Here is a 13,278-nt window from a genome sequence, read left to right as displayed (position 1 = left end):
CGACCCGTCGGGTCCTCAGATCACCCCCTGCGACAGCCGCGTGGGGTTGCCGAAGCGGTGATTGGTGATCGAGATCGCCTGCTCGCGGAGGAAGGGCAGCACCTCGATCCGGCCGGACGGAGTGACGGCGCCGCTGTAGACCGCGACGTCGGGGGTCCCGCCGAGCGCGGCGGCGAGGGCGGCTGGGTCGCCGCCGATGAGGCGGATGCGGTGGGCCGCGACGCGTCGGCCGCGCACCCGGGAAAGCCAGTGCGCGTCACTCTCCACGACGATCTCCACGTCTCTCGACTTGAGGACCTGCTGCGTGGCCCTCGGGAGCGCGATGCTCGTGCTCACGGTGAACGGCGAGCGCGCGACGGTTGCCGCCGCCAGCACCCGCAGAAGCTCCGGTAGCCCGCTGCCTTCCGACAGCCGGATCGCGACAGGGACGGGCCGGTACCGGAAGATGTTGCGCTCGACGCCGAGACCGGAGACATCTTTCGCCTGGTGGTATTCGGTGGCGACGGCGATCGCGTCGCTGAGAGCCGAGCGCCGCACCAGGTCGAAGGCCGGGTAATCCATGGCGGACTGCCCCGATTCGATGAGGTCCGTCACGCGCGGCTCCAGACCACGCAGATGGAGGCTGGAGCTCGACGCGCCGGTCTCGGCTTCCCAGCCGCCCAGCCCGATCAGATAGTTGGGACCACCCGCCTTGGCGCCGGCCCCGACGGAGGACCGCTTCCAGCCGCCGAACGGCTGACGCCGCACGATCGCGCCGGTGATGCCCCGATTCACATAGAGGTTGCCCGCCTCGACCGTGTCGAGCCAGTGCGCCAGCTCCTCCGAGTCGAGGGAGTGCAGGCCGGCCGTGAGGCCGTACTCGATAGCGTTCTGATACCGGATCGCGTCATCGAGCGTGCGCGCGGTCATGACGCCGAGGACCGGACCGAAGAACTCGGTGAGGTGGAAGTACGACCCGGGCTGCACGCCGGTGCGGATGCCTGGCGACCAGAGCCGGCCGCTGTCATCGAGCGGCTGCGGCTGCACGAGCCACTCCTCGTCGGCGCCCAGCGTCGTGAGCGCGTGGAGGAGCTTGCCCGACGCCGGCTCGATCAGCGGACCCATCTGGGTGACGGGATCGCTCGGGTAGCCGACCCGCAAGGTCGTCGTCGCGTCGACCAGCTGGTTGCGGAACCGCTCGGAACGCGCGACCGACCCGACGAGGATGACGAGGCTGGCCGCCGAGCATTTCTGGCCGGCGTGGCCGAAGGCGCTCTTCACGATGTCGGCGACGGCGAGGTCGTAGTCGGCGCTCGGCGTGACGATGATGGCGTTCTTGCCGCTGGTCTCGGCCAGCAGCGGGAGGTCGGGGCGCCACGAGCGGAACAGCTTGGCCGTCTCGTAGGAGCCGGTGAGGATCACCCGGTCGACGCGCGGGTCGGAGACCAGCTGCTGCCCGAGTTCGTTCTCGGCGACATCGACGAGCGCCAGGATCTCCTGCGGGACGCCGGCCTCCCACAGCGCCTCGACCATGACCGCCGCGGCACGTCGCGCTTGCGGGGCCGGCTTGATGATCACACCACTGCCCGCGGCGAGCGCCGCCAGCACACCCCCGGCCGGGATGGCGACCGGGAAGTTCCAGGGAGGCGTGATGACCGTCAGCGCCGACGGCACGAACCGAGCGCCTTGCATCCCGTCGAGCTCGCGAGCGAGCGACGCGTAGTAGTGGGCGAAGTCGACCGCCTCGCTCACCTCCGGATCCGCCTCGGCGATGGTCTTGCCGGTCTCCGCCGCCATGACCTCGATCAGGCGGTCGCGGTTGGCTTCCAGAGCGTGGCCCGCCCGGTCGAGCAGCGCGCCGCGCTCGGCACCGCTGCGGCCTCCCCAGGCCTGCCCGGACGCGCGCACGGCGGCGATGATCCGGTCGAGGTGCCCTGCGTCGACCACCTGGGCGTCCGCGATCGTGCGCTCTCCCAGCTCGCTCGACGCCGACCGGGCCAGGATGCGGCGACCCCAGTCGCGGTTCGCGGCGAGCGACGGGTCGGAGTCGGCGGTGTTATGGAACCCCGTCGCCGTCGCACCGGGCACCGCCGGCACACCCGAAGCGGAACCAGACGCGGACGGCATCGCGCCGGTCGTCGGCGGTTCCAGCAGCCCACCACCCGACCCACGACTCAGACCGAGCACGACACTCGTCAGCCCTTCCGCTGCTGCCGGCTCCGCCTCGACCGCGGGCGGCCGCAGGAACGACTCGGCGGTCTTCTGCTCCCACTCGCGCGAGCGGTCCTGCCTGCGGTTGGGCAGCGGAGCCGCACCGTACGGGAGGGGGTCGGCCTCGAGGGCGGCGACCGACGCGAGGAACCGATCGCGCTCCCGATCGAAGAGCGCAGGGTTGGAGTCGAGCTCGAACACTGCCGACATGAAGTTCTCGTGGCTGGCGTTCTCTTCGAGCCGGCGGATGAGGTACGAGATCGCGACGTCGAACTCGCCGGGGTCGACGACCGGCGTGTAGAGCAGGAGCTGGCCGACAGTGCGCTTCACGGCCTCCGCCTGCGCGGTGGCCATGCCGAGCAGCATCTCGAAGTCGATGCGGTCGGTGACCCCGCGGCGCGAGGCGAGCAGCCAGGCGTAGGCCACGTCGAACAGGTTGTGACCGGCCACGCCGATCGTGACAGCGTCGGTGTGCTCGCGGGTGAGCGCCCAATCGAGGACGCGTTTGTAGTTGGCATCGGTCGCCTGCTTGCTGCCGTAGGTGGCAAGCGGCCAATCGTGCACTGCGGCCTCCACCCGCTCCATCGCCAGGTTGGCCCCCTTGACGACACGCACCTTGATGGGGGCTCCGCCCTGGATGCGGCGCTGCGCTGCCCATTCCGTCAACCGCTGGAGCGCGTCCAGCGCGTCGGGCAGGTATGCCTGGAGCACGATTCCGGCCTCCAGGCCGAGCAGCTGCGGCCGGCTCAGGACGCGCTCGAAGACCGCGATCGTCAGGTCGAGGTCGCGGTACTCCTCCATGTCGAGGTTGATGAACTTCGGCGTCGGCGACGACGCGGCGAACTCGTACAGCGGCACGAGCCGGTCGACCACGCGATCGACCGTCTCGTCGAACGACCACATCGAGAGCTGCGACGCGATCGACGAGACCTTGATCGAGACGTAATCGACGTCGTCTCTCGCGAGGAGAGCACGCGTGCCTTCGAGCCGGCGAGCCGCCTCGGTCTCGCCGAGCACCGCCTCCCCGAGCAGATTGAGGTTGAGTCGCGCACCGTGACCGGCGGGATCGCGCGGGGCGCGGAGGTGCGCGATGGCGGGGCCGAGCTTCTCGGGCGTGGCGTCGACGACGAGGTGGCCGACCATGCTGCGCAGCACACGCCGGGCGATCGGGATGACCACCCACGGGAGCACCGGGCCGAAGACGCCGCCGAGCCAGATCGCCGCACGCATGTACCACGGCAGGAACGCCGGGATCTTCTTGGCGACGCGCTGGAGGTTGTAGCCGGCGACGAAGAGGTCCTGCGGGCGAGCGACGCCGTCGACGAACCCCACAGCGAAGTCGAGACCGTCGGGGTCGCGCAGCACACCCGCGAGACGCTCAGCAGCGGGATCGCGAGGCGCCTGAGCACCGCCCTCCCCGCTGCCGCTCTCGGCCAGCCAGTGTCGAACAAGCTCGACAGCCTCCTGGGCTAGCACCGCGGTCCGCACCTCGTCCGTGTGTTCAACCATGTCCACGACTGTATTCCTCGCTCCTGAGGCGACACGGGACCACTCCCGATCGGTGGAGAAGTCACAGCCGACGACGCCTGTGGATACACCCCTTCTGGTGCAGACACCCGCCTGAGTGATAGGACAAGGGTGTCCGCCGAGACCTCGACGAACGTTCAACGAACCAGGGGAGCGCGAACGCGCTGGTTCGACCAGGGGGAACATCGCGATGCGATCAACGCTGCCCATCCGCGCCCAGGAATGGCCGACCGCGCTTCCGCGCGCCCGCGGAGGACACTATGACCGACATTGAAACCCCGATGAGCGTCCAGCTCGACCGGGCCTCTATCCAGGACGCCGTCAGGGAGGCGTCCGTCCGGGCCACCATCGGCGGCTCCGGCGAACTCACCATCACGGAGGACGTGAAGAACATCCAGAAACGGCTGCCGATCCTCACCGAGAAGTCGAACATCGACCTCAGCAAGTTCATCATGCACCTCGGTGACGTCGACCAGCCTTCGCTGCCACCGACCATCGGCCCTATCCAGACGGGCTACATCACATTCAACAACGGCGTGCCGGTCGGCGGCTACGCTTCGATCGAGTTGCACTCGGACGGGACCTGCCTGTTCAGCGGACATTTCCACGATTCCGGCGCGCCGTCGTACAACGTCGAGTTCGTCTGGGTGTTCGTGGACTCCGGCGGGGTCGCGTACACGTTCAGCGCGAGCGGCCACATGAACGGGACGTTCGAGTCCGGGAGCCGCGACTACAACTGGACGAACTCCACCAACAGCCCGGACGTCCGCAACAACTGGGCCAAGCTGGTCGCCGGCTACCGCTGGAAGTGGAACGCGCACGTCGGCTGGGACGTCCAGGCGGCGGTCGACGCGGCCGTCAACGCCCTGAAGGCGGCCGGCGCCGTTATCGGCGCAGTTGTGGCGATCGTCGCGCTCGTCTGAGGCGACATGTCAAAGCGAAGGATGCGGGGTCCTGCGCGGGTCCCGCATCCGTTCGTGAGGTTCAGACAGCGTGCCCATCGGGCTCACCGCGACCACCCACGCGGTGCGTTAGCAGGCCCGAACACGTCCCGTAGGCTCTGACGCATGACCGACCCCGCAGCCTCCCCCGCCGCGTCCCACGACGTCGTGATCGTCGGCGGCGGACACAACGGCCTCACCGCCGCCGCCTACCTCGCCCAGGCCGGGCGCAGCGTCATCCTTCTGGAGCGCCTCGACGACGTCGGCGGAGCGGCCGTCAGCGCGCAGGCGTTCCCCGGCGTGGAGGCACGCCTCTCCCGCTATTCGTACCTCGTCAGCCTCCTCCCGCAGCGGATCATCGACGAGCTCGGCCTCGACATCCGGCTGGCCAGGAGGCGCTACGCGTCCTATACCCCGGTCCCCGGCGACCCGGAGGGCGCAGGACTGCTGATCGACCGCACCGATACCGAGGCGACGGCGGCCTCCTTCGCACGCATCGGAGCGGCCGACGACGCCGAGGCGTTCACCCGTTTCTACGAGTCGACCGGAGCTGTCGCGCGTGCCCTGTGGCCGACCGTCACAGAGCCCCTGCTCACCCGCAGCGAGGCCAAAGCGCTCGTCGGCGACGACGAGCTGTGGGACGCCCTCATCGAGCGCCCGATCGGCGGCTTCATCGAGTCGCGCCTCGGCGACGACCTCGTGCGCGGCGTCGCGGCGACCGACGCGCTCATCGGCACCTTCGCCAGCCTCTCCGACCCCGACCTCGCGCAGAACCGCTGCTTCCTCTATCACGTCATCGGCCGGGGCACGGGCGAGTGGGATGTCCCGGTCGGCGGCATGGGCTCGGTTACCGGCGAGCTCGCCCGCGTCGCCCGCGAGGCCGGCGCCCGCATCGTCACCGGAGCTGAGGTCACCTCGATCCGGCCGGACGGCTCGGTGTCGTACGCCCGCAACGGCCACGAACGCCGGGTGGAGGGACGGCACGTCCTCGTGAACGTCGCCCCCGACGTCCTCGACGGTCTGCTGGGCGAGCGCTCCGATCCGCCTCGGGCGCGGGCGGAGGGTGCTCAGGTCAAGGTCAACCTTCTCCTGGAGCGACTGCCGCGGCTTCGCGACGCCTCGGTCGACCCGACCGCCGCGTTCGGTGGGACATTCCACATCAACGAGACGTTCACGCAGCTGGAGGCGGCGCACACCGGAATGCTGCGCGGGGTCATGCCCGAGTTCCTCCCCTGCGAGATCTACTGCCACACGCTCGCCGACCCCAGCATCCTCGACCCCGATCTCGCCGAGAGCGGCGCCCAGACCATCACCGTCTTCGGCCTCCACACCCCAGACCGCTGGCTGACCGACGACAACAACGATGCGACCCGGCAGCGCCTGCAGGACGCCGTGCTCGCCTCGCTCAACTCGGTGCTCGCCGAGCCGGTCGAGAGCCTGCTGCTCACCGACGGCGACGGCAATCCGTGCATCGAGACCAAGACCACCCGCGACCTCGAGCACGCGCTCAACATGCCGGGCGGCAACATCTTCCACGGCCCGCTGTCATGGCCGTTCGCCGAAGACGACGACGCGCTCGCAACGCCCGCCGAGCGGTGGGGTGTGGCTACCCGGCACGAGCGCATCCTGCTCTGCGGTTCCGGCGCTCGGCGCGGCGGCGCCGTGAGCGGACTGGGCGGGCACAACGCGGCGATGGCCGTTCTGGAGGACTGAGAGAGGACTCGCACGCGACACCCAGGCACGGCCCCTGCCGTAACCGGATGGGGGTGACTATGGTGAGGAACAGGAGGGGGCTCTTTCAGGGAGGTCACCATGTTGCCGCAGCCGACAGGACGACTCGTTCGCAAGGACGACGGGGTCTATGTGGTCCTCGACCGCATCTTCAAGGCTCCGATCGAGGAGGTGTGGTCGTACTTCACGAGATCACCGCGACTTGCGCTGTGGATCGGTGAGTACACCGGCACAGGGTCGACCGGGGCAGTCAAGTTCCGCATGAACGCGGAGGGCGACAAGGCCGAGTGGCAGAATGTCGCCGTCATGCTGTGCGAGTCGCCGCACCGCCTCCACGTAGACGTCGGCGAGGCTCCCGACTCCCTCGTCATGTTCGTCCACCTGACGGAGGCCAGCGGCCACACGACCGTCACCTTCGGGCAGCGGCTGCGCTCCATCGCCAGCTCGGCACACTACTGCGTGGGCTGGGACTACTACCTCGACCGGCTCGTCGCTGCACACGACGGAAAGTCGATGCCGAAATGGGACGACTACTACCCGGCGATGCGCGACCACTACGAGACGCTGTGCCGCGAACTGGACCGCGCTCTGCGGCTCGAGCACGCGACGGCGCAGCGCGACGGCACGACCGGCTGACGCCGCGCGCAGACACGGTCAATGCCAGCGATGGTCCTGGAAAGGGACCCGCGGCCCCCGCCGTTGGAACCGGAAACCGCTCGCGAGGATCAACCGCACCACGCGCTGACGGTTCCCCCGCCATGGCTCGAGCAGTTCCAGCATCCCGTCGTCGTCGACGCGTGAGCCAGTGAGCGCCTCGCCGACCTGGTGGGCGAGGTGGTAGTCGCCGACACTGACCAGGTCGGGGTGGCCGTGCGAGCGCTGCAACGTCTCGGCTGCCGTCCACTGCCCGACGCCCGGGATGGTGCGCATCGCCGTCTCGGCGTCGTGGAGGGAGACTGCGGCGCCGATCGCCCGCTCCAGGGAGGGCGCGACCGCGAGCACGGCCTGGATCGCGCGGGCGCGACGCGGGTCGACACCGGCTCGGTGCCAGTCCCAGGAGGGGATGCCCCGCCACTGCTGGAGCGTCGGGACCACGCGCAGGCCCTCCGGCGCGGGCCCGGGCGCCGGTTCGCCGTACCAGCGCAGGAGGCGCGCCCACGATCGGTAGGCCTCCAGGCTGGTCACGCGCTGTTCGACGATCGCGGGGAGCAGGGCCTCCAGGACGAGGCCGGTGCGCGTGAGGCGGAGGCCGGGGTTTCGGTGCAGGCTGTCGCGCAGCAGTGGATGCGATCGCACGTCGAGGCTCGACCAGTCGTCGTCGTTCCCGAGCAGGCCGGGCACGGCGTCGATCGCCCAGTGCGCTCCCGCGCCCCAGGCGGCAGCCCGCACGCTTCCGTCGGCCGAGGCACGGAGGATCCGCAGCGTCGCTGGGCCCTCCGGCGTGCGCCAGGTGCGCCACATCCCCTGCAGGTCCCACGATGTCGTCGGGTCGTAGGGTCCGCGTCCGAGCTGGCCGATCGTCCCGGGGAGGTCGAGCGCCCCCGCCGGGCGGTAGACCGTCTCCACGGCGCGCCCGGACCGGGCGTCGGCGGGGAGTACTGCGGTCATGAACGGCATGCTACGTCACGCGGCTGACCACCGCGCCGTTCGCCGGGCCATCCGCCCGGCCATCCACCGGGCCGTCCAGTGCCGTGCGCGGTGCGCGGACAGACGGTGGCCTGCTGTCGGTGGTCTCCCCTACGTTCTCCCCATGGGAATCGATACTGAAGCTCTCGCGCGCCTGCGTGAGCACGTCCATGGGACGGTCTACGTCCGCGGCGATGAGGGGCTCGCCGCCGAAGTCGCCTGCTTCAACCCTGCGATCCGCCACGATCCGGACGTCGTGGTCGCCGTCGAGAGCGAAGAAGACGTCGCCGAGGCCGTGCGCTTCGCACGCGAGCACGACCTCCCGGTGCGCGTGCAGGCCACCGGGCATGGGGAGGAGGCGCCGACCGTCGGCGGGCTCATCGTCTCCACGCGGGCGCTCGACTCGATCGTCGTCGACGCGCCGGCGCACCTGGTCCGACTGGGTGCCGGCGTTCGCTGGGCGCCCGTCATCGAGCGTACGGCCGAGCACGGGCTCGCCCCGGTCGCCGGGTCGTCCACGAGTGTCGGAGCGGTCGGGTACACCCTCGGTGGAGGTCTCGGCCCGCTCGCGCGCACGCACGGCTTCACCGCCGACTGGGTCAGAGGCTTCCGGGTCGTCACCGCTCATGGCGAGATCGTCAGCGCCGACCCGAGCTCCCACCCGCACCTGTTCTGGGCGCTGCGCGGAGGCAAGGGCGGTCTCGGCGTCGTCACCGAGATGACGCTCGAGCTGGTTCCGCTCACCACGCTGTACGCCGGCAGCGTCTTCTTCGAGGGCGACGCCATCGAGCCCGCGTTCCGCGCGTGGGTCGACTGGGCCGCAGGGCTGGGCGAGGAGGCGACGACGTCCGTGGTGCTGCTGCGCGTGCCCGACGTCGACGGCCCTCCGCCGCCGCTGCGCGGCCGAACGGTGCTCAGCGTCCGGTTCGCTTATCCGGGCGACAGCGCGACAGGCGAGCGTCTGTTCGCGCCGATCCGGGAGGCCGCGGCCGTCTTCATCGACGCGGTGGCGGAGATCCCGACGACCGCGGTCGCGAGCATCCACAACGACCCGGAGCAGGGATCGCCGTCGTGGATCCGCGGCTTCATGCTCGACGACTTCGACGCCGCCGACGGCGACGCCCTGCTCGATGTCGCCGGCCCGCGCGTCGAGAGCCCGTTCCTCGCGCTCGAGATCCGGCAGCTGGGCGGAGCCGCCCACCGCGACACCGCAGACGGAACCGCGGTCGGCGGCCGCGACAGCGGTTACACCCTGAGCGCGATCGCCGCCGATCCAGCGACGTTCGACAGCGCCGCTCCCGCAGCGACGGAGGCGATCTCGCGCGCTCTGCAGCACCGCATCTCGGCGGTCACGAACGCCAACTGGGCGACCGACCTCACCGACCCGACGACATTCGAGAGCGCGTGGCCGGCCGTGATGCACGCCCGGCTCACCGACGTGCGCGCCTCGTACGATCCCGATCGCGTGTTCGCGTTCGGGCCGAGCTGAGCACTGCGCCGCTCTGCTGAGCAGACGCCGTCACTCGCTCCAGACGCTCGGGGCCTCCGCGCGCGTCGAGGGCAGTGCGGCGTCGGCTCCCCACTCGAGCAGCCATTCCGGCACCGCGACATCGGTCGGAGCCGGCCCGACCGCGTCGAGCAGCTCGGAGATCGAGACGACGCCGCCTCCACGCTTCAGGAAGCGGCCTCGGATGAACGCCTGCGTGTAGATCTCGCCGTCGACGGTGAACCGCTGTTCCACGTACACGGCCTTCTCATCGAAGCCGAGGATGCGCGACTCGACGACGAACGACTGCCAGAGCTCCAAAGACTTTCGGAACGAGATGGTCTCCGACGCGACGACCGGATACCAGCCACGCTCCTCGAAGACCGCCCAGACCCCGTTCCGGCGGAGCAGGTCGAAGCGACCGATGTCCGCGATCGACAGGTAGACCCCATTGTTCATGTGCTTGAGGATGTCGAGGTCGGTAGGCAGCACCCGGAACGGTGTCCGCGCGACATCCCAGTGGTCGAGCCGCGGGCCGAGACGGGAAAGGAGCGCGTGGAGCATCGTCCGGAAGATCATGTGCACGCGGTCATGCTAGTGATGCGCCAACGCGACCTCATCTTCGTTGTCGACGGCCTCCAACCCCGCTAGGGTTCTTCGAGGGGGAAATCGTGTCGTTTCGAACAAACCACGGTCCAGATCGACCGTCGGGCCATCTCGCACGCCTGGGGAGGGGCTTCGCCACGCTCGTCGCCGCGACGGCCGTCGTCTCGCTGCTCGCCAGCTGCGCGCTCTTCGGCGGAGGCGCGCGACCGAGCGCGACTCACACCACGAAGCCCAAGTCCACGGGCACGCCGTCGAGCCAGAGCAGTCTCCCGACCACCACTCCGGTGCCGACGAGCACACCGGCACCCCTTGCGACGCTCACTCCCGTACCGCAGGGCACGGTCGTCGCCGAGGGCGACGTGGCCTCCCCGCTGGGCAGCATCCGCTTCCACTACCGGATGGTCTCGAACGGCAACAACACCTACTCCGCCGAGTACTCGAACTTCACGTCGACCGTTCCCGTGCCGGTGCCCGCCACTCTCATCGACATCTCCCCGAGCGTCGGCGACGGCCTGACCTACCACGGCGTCGGCGATCACCTGCTCGGCGGTCCCACGTCGTCGGCGCAATCGGCGACGGCCCTGATCGGCGACGGTCAGCCCTCCTACCTGGGCGCCCTGGTGACCTACTCGTCGGCCGCGTCGTTCGACGGCGTACCGCAAGAACTCGGCCCGAACAAGGTGCTCGCCGTCAACACGATCCGGTGGTCCGTGCCGGTGCGGCAGTCGAACGTGCATCCGGTCGACGGCGGAGCCCGCCCCGACGCGGCGGGAAGCGTCACAGCAACGACACCGAGCGGCGGGCCGCGAAGCTACGAGGTCGCCCAGAGCGACACGACGACCGCCGTTGCGGATCGCTTCGGCATTCCGGTCGAGTGGCTGCTCTGGCTCAACCCGGATCTCCCCGGCGACGGCGGCAACCAGTTCCTCTACGCGTCGACGAAGCTGAACCTCGACCCGGACAGCCTCTGATCGACCGGCCGTGCTCGTCGGGTCAGCGCGGCAGCGGCACCTCGAGGATGCTCGGCCCGGGAGGCGGGGCGGAGAGCGCCTGATCCAGCTCACCCTTCGTGCGCGCTACGCGGTGCTCCCACCCGTACGCACGCGCGAGCGCAGCCACGTCCACCGACTGCGGCGTGTAGAGCACCCGGTCGAACGCTTCGACCGGAGCCGTCGCAGCGACTTCGAGGCCGTCGAAGATCGTCCCGCCGCCGTCGTTGCCGACGACGACCTGCAGGTGCGGCTGTGCTTCACCCGCGCCGCCGAGGAGCGCACCGACATCGTGCAGAAATGCGAGATCACCGAGCAGCACCCGGGTGACGCCCGACGCTCCACCCTCCGCACGCGCCTGCGCTGCGCTGGCGAGCGCGATTCCGGTCGCGGTGGCGATCGTGCCGTCGATCCCGGCGAGCCCGCGGTTGGAGTGGACCACGATCTTCTTGCCCGGGACCAACCGGTCGGCGTCGCGGATGAGACGGGAGGCGCCTAATACGAGGCGGTCGTGCGGCCAGGTGTATCGCCACACAGCTTCGGCCAGCAGGGCGCGCGTGATCGGCGCCCGTACGGCCGCGAGTTCTGCCCGGGCGAATGCGAGGGCGTCGGACGGCTCGTACGAACGAGCCTTCTGCACATCGGGGGCGGTGGAGGCCGGGGCAGCCGAGCGCTCGGCGTCCTCGCTCAGCCTCCGGCTCGCGAACACCCAGCTGCCCACCCACGCCCGCACCTCGGGTCTACGGAGGTCGACCTCCACCGGAGCGTTCACTCCCCCGACGACGCGCGCCCGACGCCCCGGGTTGTACGCTTCGGCGCCGGTCGGCGCGACGACGATCACCTCGACGTCCGATCGCCGAAGGAGCGCGGGGACCTCCCGGCTGAGGGTGGGATGACCGAACACGATCGCCCGCTCGACCCGGCCACCGAACGACTCCTCGCGGAGCAGTTCGCGGTAGGCGACCACCAGTTCCGGCCCGAAGCGGGAACCGCTCGACACCTCGGCGAGCAGCGGGTAGCCGCCGGCGCGCGCGAGGTCCGCTGCCGCAGCGCCGGCGTCGGCACCGGCGACGACCACCGTCAGCGGCCCGTCCTCCAGCTCGATTACCGGTCGGCCCAGCACGCGGGGCCCGGCGGTCTCGGGCAGCTCGCCAGGCAGGATGCCGGGGATCTGAGGGACCGCGACCGAGAGCGGTTCACGGAACGCCAGATTAAGATGCACAGGGCCGGGGTCCGCGGTGACGGCTCCGACGGCCTCGTCCACCGCGGCGCGTGCGATCGAGCGGGCGGCGTCCTGCTCATCGGTGTCGCCCACCGGCGCCGGGATGTCGCGCGTCGATCGCACGACGGTCCCGTACAGGCCGTCCTGCCGGGTCGTCTGGTTGGAGCGGATGCCGCGCAACTCGTCGGGGCGGTCGGCGGTGACGACGATCATCGGGAGGCCGGCCTCGTGCGCCTCGAGCACCGCGGGGTGCACGTTGGCGGTCGCCGTTCCGCTGGTCGTGACGATCACCGTCGGAGCTCCGGTCTCCCGGGTGAGCCCGAGCGCGAGAAATCCGCCGACCCGCTCGTCGATCCGGACGTGGAGCCGGGCGGCGCCCGCGCGCTCCAACTCGGCCGCGGCGAGCGCGAGGGCCTGCGATCGGGAGCCGGGACTCATCACGATGTCGGTGACGCCGGCCTCGACGAAGCCCACCAGGAGGGCGAGCGCGTAGTCGGTGGCGGGATTGTCGACGCGCGGCAGGCGTCCGGGTGCTGCGGGTTGGAGGTCCGCGGGCTCTTCCGAGGCCCGCGGGTCACCCATCCCGTCGGCCGGTCTGGTCGTCGGGACCGTTGTCGTCGAGTTCGGCGAGCTCCTTCTCGAGCCTCCGGATGCGCTCCTCCTGGTCGCGATCGATCCGAAGCTTGCCGAGGAACTCGGGGTCGTCGTCCGGCGCGCTGATGCGTCGCCCGGCCTCGGCTCTGCTGCGTCGGCCGCGGCCGATCAGGAACCAGAGGATGCCGCCGATGATCGGGAACAGGATGACGATGAGCAGCCACACGGGCTTGGGTAGGCCGCGCACCCGCGAACGGTCGAAGAGGGCGCAGTCTGCCACCGAATAGATGTAGAAAACCGCGGCAGCGACGCCGAGGACTATCCAGAGGCGAACCATGGCTACATCGTAACTCTCAGAGAGCGTGC

Annotated in this window: 10 protein-coding genes; 5 read left to right on the top strand and 5 right to left on the bottom strand. The window is 70.3% G+C overall.

Features of this window, described 5'->3' with window-relative positions; genetic code table 11:
* Window positions 1-15 precede the first annotated feature (15 nt).
* Window positions 16-3,699, bottom strand: coding sequence for a proline dehydrogenase family protein (locus tag ACPPVW_RS08280; protein ID WP_426626016.1), 3,684 nt, complete (start codon window positions 3,697-3,699; stop codon window positions 16-18).
* A gap of 278 nt (window positions 3,700-3,977) precedes the next feature.
* On the opposite strand from ACPPVW_RS08280, the gene ACPPVW_RS08275 reads away from it, so the two are divergent.
* From ACPPVW_RS08275 to ACPPVW_RS08265, 3 genes are all read left to right on the top strand, one after another.
* Window positions 3,978-4,640: a hypothetical protein gene (locus ACPPVW_RS08275; RefSeq protein ID WP_426626015.1), complete on the top strand. Its 663-nt coding sequence runs from the start codon at window positions 3,978-3,980 to the stop codon at window positions 4,638-4,640.
* 144 nt (window positions 4,641-4,784) lie between these two features.
* Window positions 4,785-6,371: a phytoene desaturase family protein gene (locus ACPPVW_RS08270; protein ID WP_426626014.1), complete on the top strand. Its 1,587-nt coding sequence runs from the start codon at window positions 4,785-4,787 to the stop codon at window positions 6,369-6,371.
* A gap of 99 nt (window positions 6,372-6,470) precedes the next feature.
* Window positions 6,471-7,025: an SRPBCC domain-containing protein gene (locus ACPPVW_RS08265; RefSeq protein WP_426626013.1), complete on the top strand. Its 555-nt coding sequence runs from the start codon at window positions 6,471-6,473 to the stop codon at window positions 7,023-7,025.
* Between the two features lie 18 nt (window positions 7,026-7,043).
* On the opposite strand, the gene ACPPVW_RS08260 is transcribed toward ACPPVW_RS08265, so the two are convergent.
* Window positions 7,044-7,997 (bottom strand): DNA-3-methyladenine glycosylase family protein, encoded by a 954-nt coding sequence (locus tag ACPPVW_RS08260; protein ID WP_426626012.1) that lies wholly within the window; start codon window positions 7,995-7,997, stop codon window positions 7,044-7,046.
* 142 nt (window positions 7,998-8,139) lie between these two features.
* Here ACPPVW_RS08260 and ACPPVW_RS08255 point away from each other — a divergent pair, with 142 nt between their 5' ends.
* Window positions 8,140-9,504 carry an FAD-binding oxidoreductase gene (locus ACPPVW_RS08255; RefSeq protein ID WP_426626011.1) on the top strand — a complete coding sequence of 455 codons (1,365 nt, stop codon included), beginning with the start codon at window positions 8,140-8,142 and terminating at the stop codon, window positions 9,502-9,504.
* 30 nt (window positions 9,505-9,534) lie between these two features.
* Here the strand turns inward: ACPPVW_RS08255 and ACPPVW_RS08250 are convergent, their stop codons facing one another.
* Window positions 9,535-10,080, bottom strand: coding sequence for an acyl-CoA thioesterase (locus ACPPVW_RS08250; RefSeq protein WP_426626269.1), 546 nt, complete (start codon window positions 10,078-10,080; stop codon window positions 9,535-9,537).
* A 92-nt stretch (window positions 10,081-10,172) separates the two neighbouring features.
* On the opposite strand from ACPPVW_RS08250, the gene ACPPVW_RS08245 reads away from it, so the two are divergent.
* Window positions 10,173-11,078 (top strand): LysM domain-containing protein, encoded by a 906-nt coding sequence (locus ACPPVW_RS08245; RefSeq protein ID WP_426626010.1) that lies wholly within the window; start codon window positions 10,173-10,175, stop codon window positions 11,076-11,078.
* Window positions 11,079-11,100: 22 nt separating this feature from the next.
* On the opposite strand, the gene menD is transcribed toward ACPPVW_RS08245, so the two are convergent.
* Window positions 11,101-12,900 (bottom strand): 2-succinyl-5-enolpyruvyl-6-hydroxy-3-cyclohexene-1-carboxylic-acid synthase, encoded by a 1,800-nt coding sequence (gene menD / locus ACPPVW_RS08240; protein WP_426626009.1) that lies wholly within the window; start codon window positions 12,898-12,900, stop codon window positions 11,101-11,103.
* Window positions 12,893-13,249: a PLD nuclease N-terminal domain-containing protein gene (locus ACPPVW_RS08235; protein WP_426626008.1), complete on the bottom strand. Its 357-nt coding sequence runs from the start codon at window positions 13,247-13,249 to the stop codon at window positions 12,893-12,895. The genes menD and ACPPVW_RS08235 overlap by 8 nt, the downstream gene beginning before the upstream one ends.
* Window positions 13,250-13,278: the final 29 nt, after the last annotated feature.

The sequence above is a fragment of the Leifsonia sp. McL0607 genome, from assembly GCF_049993355.1.
In the GTDB taxonomy this organism is placed as follows: Bacteria; Actinomycetota; Actinomycetes; order Actinomycetales; family Microbacteriaceae; genus Leifsonia.
The sequence above is the reverse complement of the archived record's forward strand: the minus strand, read 5'-3'. Positions and strand labels throughout refer to the sequence as shown.

Excerpts from the sequence above, each read along its gene's own strand:
- ACPPVW_RS08255 (WP_426626011.1), top strand. The coding sequence starts at position 8,140 with ATGGGAATCGATACTGAAGCTCTCGCGCGCCTGCGTGAGCACGTCCAT.
- ACPPVW_RS08260 (WP_426626012.1), bottom strand. The coding sequence starts at position 7,997 with ATGACCGCAGTACTCCCCGCCGACGCCCGGTCCGGGCGCGCCGTGGAG.
- ACPPVW_RS08280 (WP_426626016.1), bottom strand. The coding sequence starts at position 3,699 with ATGGTTGAACACACGGACGAGGTGCGGACCGCGGTGCTAGCCCAGGAG.
- ACPPVW_RS08235 (WP_426626008.1), bottom strand. The coding sequence starts at position 13,249 with ATGGTTCGCCTCTGGATAGTCCTCGGCGTCGCTGCCGCGGTTTTCTAC.
- ACPPVW_RS08250 (WP_426626269.1), bottom strand. The coding sequence starts at position 10,080 with ATGATCTTCCGGACGATGCTCCACGCGCTCCTTTCCCGTCTCGGCCCG.
- menD (WP_426626009.1), bottom strand. The coding sequence starts at position 12,900 with ATGGGTGACCCGCGGGCCTCGGAAGAGCCCGCGGACCTCCAACCCGCA.
- ACPPVW_RS08270 (WP_426626014.1), top strand. The coding sequence starts at position 4,785 with ATGACCGACCCCGCAGCCTCCCCCGCCGCGTCCCACGACGTCGTGATC.
- ACPPVW_RS08265 (WP_426626013.1), top strand. The coding sequence starts at position 6,471 with ATGTTGCCGCAGCCGACAGGACGACTCGTTCGCAAGGACGACGGGGTC.
- ACPPVW_RS08275 (WP_426626015.1), top strand. The coding sequence starts at position 3,978 with ATGACCGACATTGAAACCCCGATGAGCGTCCAGCTCGACCGGGCCTCT.